At 28.0% G+C, this 10,176-nt stretch carries 11 protein-coding genes; 10 read left to right on the plus strand and 1 reads right to left on the minus strand.

Annotated features, from left to right (window positions below; translation table 4 throughout):
- Positions 1-220 precede the first annotated feature (220 nt).
- Positions 221-1,012: a glycerol-3-phosphate 1-O-acyltransferase PlsY gene (gene plsY / locus BST80_RS02285; protein ID WP_415745778.1), complete on the minus strand. Its 792-nt coding sequence runs from the start codon at positions 1,010-1,012 to the stop codon at positions 221-223.
- A gap of 124 nt (positions 1,013-1,136) precedes the next feature.
- Here plsY and parE point away from each other — a divergent pair, with 124 nt between their 5' ends.
- From parE to BST80_RS02335, 10 genes are all read left to right on the plus strand, one after another.
- Positions 1,137-3,074 (plus strand): DNA topoisomerase IV subunit B, encoded by a 1,938-nt coding sequence (gene parE, locus BST80_RS02290; RefSeq protein WP_415745779.1) that lies wholly within the window; start codon positions 1,137-1,139, stop codon positions 3,072-3,074.
- 11 nt (positions 3,075-3,085) lie between these two features.
- Positions 3,086-3,508, plus strand: coding sequence for a hypothetical protein (locus tag BST80_RS02295; protein ID WP_415745780.1), 423 nt, complete (start codon positions 3,086-3,088; stop codon positions 3,506-3,508).
- Positions 3,509-3,790: 282 nt separating this feature from the next.
- Entirely contained in the window at positions 3,791-4,012 is a 222-nt protein-coding gene (locus tag BST80_RS02300) for a hypothetical protein (RefSeq protein WP_415745781.1), read from the plus strand.
- 2 nt (positions 4,013-4,014) lie between these two features.
- Positions 4,015-6,438 (plus strand): DNA topoisomerase IV subunit A, encoded by a 2,424-nt coding sequence (gene parC / locus BST80_RS02305; protein WP_415745782.1) that lies wholly within the window; start codon positions 4,015-4,017, stop codon positions 6,436-6,438.
- 102 nt (positions 6,439-6,540) lie between these two features.
- A complete protein-coding gene (locus tag BST80_RS02310) occupies positions 6,541-7,437 on the plus strand; it encodes a hypothetical protein (protein ID WP_415745783.1) in 897 nt (298 codons plus the stop codon).
- An 81-nt stretch (positions 7,438-7,518) separates the two neighbouring features.
- Positions 7,519-8,319 carry an ATP-binding cassette domain-containing protein gene (locus BST80_RS02315; RefSeq protein ID WP_415745784.1) on the plus strand — a complete coding sequence of 267 codons (801 nt, stop codon included), beginning with the start codon at positions 7,519-7,521 and terminating at the stop codon, positions 8,317-8,319.
- Entirely contained in the window at positions 8,267-9,049 is a 783-nt protein-coding gene (locus tag BST80_RS02320) for a hypothetical protein (RefSeq protein ID WP_415745785.1), read from the plus strand. The genes BST80_RS02315 and BST80_RS02320 overlap by 53 nt, the downstream gene beginning before the upstream one ends.
- Positions 9,050-9,161: 112 nt before the next feature.
- Positions 9,162-9,311, plus strand: coding sequence for a 50S ribosomal protein L33 (rpmG, locus tag BST80_RS02325; protein WP_415745786.1), 150 nt, complete (start codon positions 9,162-9,164; stop codon positions 9,309-9,311).
- 179 nt (positions 9,312-9,490) lie between these two features.
- Positions 9,491-9,922: a GNAT family N-acetyltransferase gene (locus BST80_RS02330; RefSeq protein ID WP_415745787.1), complete on the plus strand. Its 432-nt coding sequence runs from the start codon at positions 9,491-9,493 to the stop codon at positions 9,920-9,922.
- A gap of 13 nt (positions 9,923-9,935) precedes the next feature.
- The gene (locus BST80_RS02335; RefSeq protein ID WP_415745788.1) at positions 9,936-10,136 is read left to right on the plus strand and encodes a hypothetical protein; all 201 of its coding nucleotides are present in this window, start codon (positions 9,936-9,938) and stop codon (positions 10,134-10,136) included.
- Positions 10,137-10,176 lie beyond the last annotated feature (40 nt).

Raw genomic sequence — 10,176 nt, forward strand, 5'->3', positions numbered from 1 at the left:
TTTTAGATTCCTATAATTTCTATTTTAAATATATTTTATAGGAATTTTAAAATAACTAGGTTACGCAAGAAGTCTATTTTTACAAATAATAGAGTTTAAGGTTAGTTAATTTTTTGTTAATAAATAAAAATTTTAAAATTGAAAAATGCTTTCAGTTTTTTATAATATAAAAGCATTTTTCAATTAGAATTATTAAGTAATTAAAACTATGGATAATTCATTAATGTTTTTTGATTTGATTATGTTTTGGAAGATTACCATTTTCTAAATCAGATTTCCCTTTAAAATCATAAGGTTTTTCTGTTCTTTTTAATAAACGAACAATATTTTGATGATGCTTTAAGATTAAGAAAATAGCACTTAAAGTAATAATAATATTAATTAAAGCTAAACTATCATAGTAATTGTCATAATTAACATAATGTAAGTAATTCACTCAAACAAGATGAGAATTTTGAAGTAAATCACCATTAAAGTTAATAACATCAATGCCACTTAATTGTGGGATTCAACATAATGCTCCTGTAAAAAATGCTGCTAAAATTGAAGAAACAGAAACTTGTTTTCAAATAAAAATTGTGCTTCATCAAACAACTGTAGCAATTAAAAAATAATATGGGTTAGTCATTCATAATAACCCTAAAAAAGATGAAACTGTTTTACCGCCTTTAAATTTATAATAAATTGGATAAGAATGACCAATTAAAACAAAAAAATCTGGAATATAATAACTAGTTGAATCAAAATTAACCCCATTAATATTAATACAACTAATACCAAAGGCAATAAACATTGTAATAGTAACTTTTAGCATATCTAAAAACATAATGGCAAAACCTCATTTTTTTCCTAAAACACGACTAGTATTTGTAGCTCCGGCATTTTTAGAATGATAATCTCGCACATCAATTTTATAAATTTTTTTACTAATAAATATTGATCAACTAAAAGAACCAATTAAGTAACCAATTATTGCCGTAATAGCTGTCCCTAAATATCCATATAATGTCATTCCTTCACCTCTCTTTTACTATTATATAGCAATTAGAAATAATTTAATAAATAATTGTAAATAAAAGCATTATAATATAAGATATTAATAGTGAAAATTATATTTAAAAGGAATGATAGAGAATATGAGTATTGAAGATAAAACATTAAAGTATGATGAATCATCAATTCAGATTTTAGAAGGACTAGATGCGGTTCGAAAACGTCCAGGAATGTATATTGGTTCAACTGATGTTCGTGGATTACATCATTTAGTTTGAGAAATTATTGATAATTCAATTGATGAGGCATTAGCTGGTTATTGTAATGAAATTGATATTATTATTTATAAAAATAATGCGATTACGGTGGCAGATAATGGTCGTGGTGTTCCAACCGGAATTCATTCATCTGGTAAATCAACGCCAGAAGTAATTTTTTCAGTTTTACATGCTGGGGGAAAATTTGGTGGTGATGGTTATAAAACATCAGGAGGATTACATGGTGTTGGTTCTTCTGTTGTTAATGCTTTATCGTCAACTTTTGATGTCACAATTTATCGTGACCACAAAGTTTGAAGTATTAAATTTGCGAATGGTGGGCAAGTTAAAGAACCGTTAACAAAAATTGGTACAACAACAAAAACAGGAACAACAGTTACTTTTTTACCTGATCATAAGATTTTTAAAGTAATTGATTTTTCTTTTTCCACAATTTCAGAACGAATTCGTGAATCAGCATTTTTAAATAGTGGGGTTAAGTTGACATTGACTGACCAACGCACTGATAAAAAAGTATCATATTTATTTAATAATGGTTTGGAAGAATTCATTACTTATATGAATGAAGGTAAAAAAAGTATTACTCCAATTATTATGTTAAAAGGGATAGAAAAACAAATTGAAGTTGAAATAGCGTTACAATATTCAACTGAATTTAATGAAAATTTACTTAGTTTTGCCAATAATGTTAAAACAAGTGAAGGTGGCAGTCATGTTGCTGGATTCCGAACAGGATTAACAAAAGTAATTAATGATTATGCTCGCAAAGAAGGTTTATTAAAAGAAAAAGATAAGAATCTTGATTCGGTTGATACACGGGAAGGATTAACAGCCATTGTTTCAGTAAAAATTCCTGAAAATTTAATTCAGTATGAAGGTCAAACGAAAGGAAAATTAGGAACTTATGAAGCACGACTTGTTGTTGAAACAATTGTAGCAAAGCAATTTGGATTTTGATTAACAGAAAATAAGGTAAATGCTTATACTATTATTGAAAAAGCATTATTAGCTCGTAATGTTCGTGAAGAGGCTCGGAAAGCACGCGAAGCAGCTCGTAATAGCAAAAAACGTGGTAATAGTGATCGCTTATTAACCGGAAAATTAACCCCAGCTCAAAATCGAAATAAATTTAATAATGAGATTTTTTTAGTTGAAGGAGATTCGGCGGGAGGAAGTGCCAAGTTAGGGCGTGATCGTCGTTTTCAAGCAATTTTACCGTTACGCGGGAAAGTGATTAATGCTGAAAAAACAAAACTTCAAGATTTAATGAATAATGAAGAAATTAATGTAATGATTAATGCCATTGGGGCTGGAGTCGGAAATGGCTTTGATATTAATGATGCCAATTATGGCAAAGTAATTATTATGACTGATGCGGATACGGATGGTGCGCATATTCAAACTTTATTGCTAACATTTTTTTATCGTTATATGCGACCATTAATTGAAAATCATCGGGTTTATCTTGCTTTACCACCTTTATTTAAAATTACTAGCACCAAAAATAAACATATTGAATACGCATGAGATGAAACAGAATTAAAAAATAAATTAAGTCAATTTCATGGTAAATTTGAATTACAGCGTTATAAAGGGCTAGGGGAAATGAACGCAGAACAATTATGAGAAACAACAATGGATCCCCAAACTCGTCAGCTAATTTTAGTAACAATTGATGATGCTGTTATGGCTGAAAGACGGATTGTCACCTTAATGGGAGATGATGCTAAAAAACGAAAAGATTGAATTGATGAAAATGTTAAATTTACTTTAGAAGATGATTTTCAAGCAATCATTAATTAAATAGGACAACAATGTTACAAGCAATCAAAAAATTAATTAATACCCTAAATCAAACCAATCTAACTCTTAGTCAATATCAAAATTTTCAGTTATGACTTATTAAAATAAAAGAAACAAAAACAAGATTGACATTAGAAGTTTGAACAAGTAATGGCAGTGAAGATAGTGAAAATACAATTGCAACAACGATTGAACTTGCGATAACAGATGAAATAGCATTAAATTGATGTTATGAAAGTTTACTATTAGCAGCGCAACAAACTACGGAAAAAGAAGTTTTTTGAAAAAAAATTATGCAACAAGTAACACCGCTTTATCAATTAGAACCAAGTAGTAACTTGTACTTGTTAACAAAAGAAGGCATTCATTTTTTTAACGATAAAATTGTTGCATTTGAATTAGACTATTATAATTTTTGAATTAGACTATTATAATTATAATATATTAATAATTTTATTTGCTTGGCAAAAAATTAATATGGGAATTAATATTAAAAAAACATTAATTAAACCTAACAATTTACCACTAAAAATTAATCAACAATTAAATACATTAAATTTAACAATTTATAAATTATTAATTAATTGAAGGAACCTTATTTTATCAATGTGAAATTGATTGGTTATCTAAAATGGTTAAATATATGATTAAATAAGCAACAACAATTTATTATCAACAAGAATTTATAAATAATCAAAACAAATATTTTAGCAGAGTTGTTACAGTTAATGGAAATTTGTAATAATCTTAATGACCGAATCTTAGCATATTTCCGGACATTATTATTAACTCATCAACAGCAACTCTTTACTTATGATAAACATAAGGATTATTGAATATTAACAAAATTAGGGCAAAAGTTATTTTATCAAATTGATTATAAAAAGTTTATAATCAAGAATGAAATGATGAAAGTTGATTTACAGAGAGGAATTTAAAAATGAGTAATAACGAAAAAGAAAATGAATTAGTTTATAGTTTAAATGATATTATGTCAGAACGCTTTGGTCGTTATGCCAAATATATTATTCAAGATCGAGCCTTGCCTGATGTTCGTGATGGTTTAAAACCAGTGCAACGTCGTATTTTATTTGCAATGAATGAATTACGATTAACTTTTAATACGAGTTATAAAAAATCGGCACGGATTGTCGGAGAAGTAATTGGTAAATATCATCCGCATGGTGATACATCAGTTTATGATGCAATGGTAAGGTTATCGCAAGATTGAAAGGTCCGTTATCCATTAATTGATATGCATGGAAACAATGGTTCAATTGATGGGGACCCAGCGGCTGCAATGCGTTATACTGAAACTCGTTTAAGTGAAATTTCCTCATTTTTATTACAAGATCTTGATAAAAAAACAGTTGATTTTGCTCCTAATTTTGATGATTCAGAACAAGAACCTGTTGTATTACCAGCTTTATTTCCAAATTTATTAGTTAATGGTTCAACTGGAATTGCTGCTGGATATGCAACAAATATTCCACCACATAATTTACATGAAATTATTAATGCAACAATTCATTTTATTGAAAAACCAGACAGTACGGTTAAGGATTTAGTAAAATATGTTAAAGGACCTGATTTCCCAACGGGGGGAATTATTCAGGGAAAAAGTGGAATTTTAGAGGCATATCAAACAGGAAAAGGCAAAATTATTGTTCGTAGCAAAATTGAATTTGAAAACAATGCTTTAGTAATTACTGAAATTCCATATGAAGTTATTAAACAAGACTTAGTTAAAAAGATTGATGATATTAAATATAATGAACCAGGATTAAATATTAAGGAAGTTCGTGATGAAACAGACCGCGAAGGGTTACGAATTGTGATTGAATTAGGTAAACAAGCTAATGTTGAAACCGTACGGAAATTTTTATTAAAAAATACTAATTTACAAATTTCATATAATTTTAATATGGTTGCTATTGCAAATAAACAACCACGACAATTAGGATTAAAGGAAATCTTAACCCACTATGTTGAACATCAACAAGCAGTTGTTACTCATCGTTCTCGTTTTGAATTAGCACGTGCACAAAAACGCTCAGAAATTGTTGCTGGGTTAATCAAAACAATTAGTATTTTAGATGAAGTAATTGCCGTTATTCGCCATTCAAAAGATCGCAGTGATGCAATTCATAATTTAGGGAAAAAATTTGGTTTTACCCAAGTTCAAGCCGAAGCAATTGTCCAATTACGATTATACCGGTTAACTTCAACAGATATTTTACAATTAAAAGCAGAACAAAAAGAATTAATTGCAACAATTGCTGAATTAAAAGCAATTTTACGTGATATTAATAAATTGAATAGTGTTATTATTCACCAATTAGAATTAATTAAGAAAAAGTTTGTTTCACGTCGTCGTAGTGTGATTGAGAATGAAATTGAAGCAATTGAAATTCAAAAAACAGAAACAATTATTGAAAAAAATTTAAACATTTGAATTTCACGAGATGGGTATTTAAAAGCGTTAGAAAATAATCAATTAGCACGGTTAGCAACTGAAGAATTTAAACGAAAACCAGGAGATTTATGAATTGCTGATTTTCAAGCTAATACTTCTGATAAAATTTTATTAATTACTTCAAAAGGAAATTATGTTATTATTCCAGTTTATAAAATTAAAACTGTTCGGTTACGTGATATTGGTGAACATGTTAATACTATTTCTGAGTTACCAGGAGAAGAAAAAATTATTAGTGCTTTCTTATTAAATGATTTTAATAAAAAAGAGCAATACATTATGTTGGCAACTAAAAATGGAATGATTAAAAAGACAGCTGTTAAAGATTTTGAAGCAACACGAATTAGCAAAGCTCTTAAAGCTATTAATTTAAAAAATGATGATGAAGTTGTTGCTAGCCAATTAGTTGATCATCATCCATATGTTGTCATAACAACAGCAAACGGTTTTATTGTTAAATATCGTAAAAAACAAATTCCCACATTAGGGTTACGAACAGCAGGGGTAAAATCAATTAATCTACGTGATGATGTAGTTATTAATGCGGGTTATTGTGAAGATGATAATTTAGTATTAATTACTAATCTTAATACTGGGAAAAAAATTGATTTAACAGAAATTCCTACATCAACACGGCCAGTAAAAGGAACACGATTATATAAGTTAAATAAAGATATTAATGAACTTGTCCGCTGAACGTTTTTAACAAAAGGGAAAGATATTTTACATATGTTAAATCAAAATGATGAAAGTGAGATATTTAATACTGATAAAATGCCTATTCATAAATTAGTTACTGCTAATCATACGTTAGGCTTTGAAAATATTATTGATATTGTTATTCCCCATTATTATGATTTAAAACTAATCCCATCAAAAAAGGATTAGAAAGTAGTAGTGCAGCTGCAAAAAAGCATCCGCTTCATCATAATGAACATGATAATGTAAACAATCTCAAAGCCTTAATTAAAGTAACAAAACCAACGAATAATGCTGCTGTTAATTAATACAGAACCAAATGAAAAAAGTTATAATCAGGAAACAATCACCTCAGAAAATACTAACGATGAGGAAAGTGATCCTAATGTTAAATTAGCATTAATGATTCCACCAGAAGAAATTTATCAAGTTGAGCAAGTTATTGCAACAGCAGAACCAATAACAACGCTTGACTATCATGCAAATAGTAAGAAAACAATTAACAAAAACATTGTGGGTAAACCACGCGGAGAAAAAATGCGCCAGAAAAATAAAAATATAAAAGAAACAAAAAAGAAAGTTCGAAAAGAACAACAAAGTAAACGACAATTAGAACAAACCTCAACAAATGTGGAAACTAGTACAATCGTATCTGCACCTGAACAAGAACCATCGCCATTATTTGTTCGCAAAACTTTTGGAAAAGTGAAAACAACAGCAGATATGTTAATTGAAAAGAAACAACGTGAGCAAGCTAAAGTAGCTTTAGTAAAAGCACAGGCACAACAAAATAATCAACAAAAAAATATAAAACCGACAGTTCCGTCTTTTGACGAAGAAAAACCATCTTTTGGAAAAGTGGTCACAACAGTGGAAACTCTGCTTAAAAATAGACAACAACAAATTAATTTTGAGTTTAATAATAGCGAAAAAGATAAACCTATTATTAAAGCAAAATCACGAACAGAATGATTAAAAGCAATTGAACAAACTCCAGCTGGAACAATTAAGGTTGGCTTAAGAAATGTTTCTTCAAATAATCATGAGCAAACAATGCAAAAAGTTGATTTTAAACAAATTAAAAATAAAAGAGTAACGAAAGCTAACTTTAAAAAAGATTTAGCAATTGATGAAACAAAAGAATTACAATTAACTATTCATGATATTTTAGATAAAAGTAAAAAATAAATTAAAAATCAGTCAAAATTGGCTGATTTTTAATATATAATTTTAGTAATGAAAGATAAAAACACGAGGAGTAAATAAAAAATGACTAATTTGGGAACAGACTTTTTAGTTAAATGTACTAATATTAATAAATTTTATCGAAAACAACATGTCTTAAAAAATGTCAGTTTAACTGTACAAAAAGGAGATCGAATTGGAGTTGTTGGACCAAATGGAACAGGGAAAACAACTCTATGTGAGATTTTAGCTCAATTACGTCGTGTTTCCAATGGCAGCAGTGAAAAACAAGTTGGAATTCGGATTGGGATGCAATTGCAAGAATCTAAATATCCTCGTGGCATTACTGGTTATGATATTTTAAATTTGTATTTAAAAGTTTATAATTTATTAATTCCACCAGAAAACATTTATCAACTTTTATTAAATTTACAAATTGAAAAAATTATGAACGAGGATATTTCAAAATTATCTGGCGGACAACAACAAAAGATTAATATTTTATTAGCATTAATTGTTGACCCAGATTTGATTATTCTTGATGAATTAGCAACAGGCTTAGATTTAGAAATTAAAGATAAAATATATGAGATTTTAAGTATTTTTTTAGCAAATGAAAATAAAGCATTATTATTAATTTCGCATAATATGGAAGAAATTGAGAAGTTTTGTGATACTTTAATTTTTATGGTTGCAGGAGAAATTACAAAAGTAACAAAAGTAGTTGATGTTGTTGCCGAATATGGCAGTGTTGAAGCTTTTGTCAAAGATCAATTTAAAGAATATCAAATTGGCGCTTATAAACAGGGCTATAGAACAGGAGCAATCGAACATGACAAATGAGCGAAAAACTGAGCAAAATACATCGATAAAAATAAAAAATAGTTGATTAGTTAATGAAAAAGTTAATTTATCAGTCCTATATCGTTTTTTTCTAAGTTATTTGCGACGCCAAAAAATGGTTTTAATTCTTTCCGTTGTACTAATTCCAACTGCAATTCTTTGCCAAGCAATTTTTGTTAACTACCGCCAAGGACCGAATGTTATGGCACTATCAATTGGAGTTACTTTTATTGCAACGGGGGCAAGTGTTGCTGTATATATGTTAATGGGTTTTTTAATTGATTTAAAAATGTCCGTTGTCTATAAACGCATTGGATTATTAGGAATTAAACCATTAGGTTTTGTTTTAATTGTTTACGCTTATTGTTTTACCTTAGTACTAATTGCTGATGTCCTAGTTTTAATTACTAGTTTCATTATTAATGCGGTGTTAAAGATTAATTTTGCTGTTGCGTATAATTTAATTGTTCTTTTGTTTTTTATTATTTCAATTTTTATTACTACTTTTGCAATTGCTTTAATGATTATTGCTGTTATCTTAATTAATTCACGAACAATGCAATCAATAGTAACTACCATTTTAACAATTTTATTTGTTGGAGGTTCATTCTTATTTGTAGCTTTTATTCCGGCTTTATTTGGTGCGCACTATAAAGAAGCAATTTTATCAATCAAGGGCTTAAGTATTGGCTGTGGTGTTATGTTGGGTTCAGTTGTTTTAACTGGTCTCTTAATATGGTTAATTGTTCGAATTTTTCGTTGAGATAATTAAAAAAATGCGAAAAGCAACGAAAATAATTGGCAAATTTAAATTATTTTGCTATGATATACTTGTTGTAAAATTCGGGAAGAATAAGATTTAAGCAGAAAAGAGGAGTAAACAAATGCGTGAAGGAATAATTTTACGTTGTGAACAATGTAAGGAAGAAAACTACATTGCAAAACGTGACAAAAAGAAACAACAGGACAAATTAGAAGTGAAAAAATATTGTTCAAAATGTGACCAACATACTTTACATAAAGAAAAAAAATAACTCATTAAAATGAGTTATTTTTTTAAAATTATTTTTAGCAAAGATTAGAGTTAACATTTGTTTGGATTAACAGGTTTTATGTTAGATTAAAGTAAAGTAGATAATAATACTTTCATATCGGTGTTTTTTTTGATTATTTTAAAATAGAAAAGGAAAAATGTGAAAGGAAGGAGGCACGAATGATTCGAAAAGCTACAATTATTGATCAAGACCAAATTAATCAGTTAAGACAAAAAATCATTAAGAAAATTAGTCTTGATGATTATAATCTTTTAGAACAAGAAGCTATTTTACAGTATTTTCAGAATAATAATTTTTATAAAAAATTAGAAACCGAAATAGGATATGTAATTAGTTTTGAAAATAAAATTTTAGGTTATGGTGCTTATCATCCCCAACAAAATCAAATCACTGATTTATATGTTGACCCTGAATATCAAGGGTGATATTTTGGCAAAAAATTGATAAAACAGTTAGAATTAGAAGCACAAACAAACGGTTTTTTAGACATTACTGTGAATGCTTTTTTACCAGCTGTTACTTTTTTTCAAAAGCATCATTATATTGCAATGAAGAAAAATGTTCATATTTATTCACAACAAGAAGTCTAATATTGGCTGTCATATGGAAGGTGATATTTCACATAAAGTAAAAGGTGTTAAAGGTAAGGGATCAAAAATATATAATAAATTAACTCTTAATAATTTATTAACCGCTTCAATAATTAAAACTAATAGTGAAACCAATATGAAAAATAATAAAAAAATGAAAAATATTGTAATTAATAAAAATAATTTAGTTGAAATCTTTAAAGTTCAAAATTAGACTTCTTGCATAACCTATTAAAATAATTGTAAATATTTTT

Source organism: Spiroplasma sp. Moj, assembly GCF_016082285.1.
Lineage (GTDB): Bacteria > Bacillota_I > Bacilli_A > Mycoplasmatales > Mycoplasmataceae > Spiroplasma > Spiroplasma phoeniceum.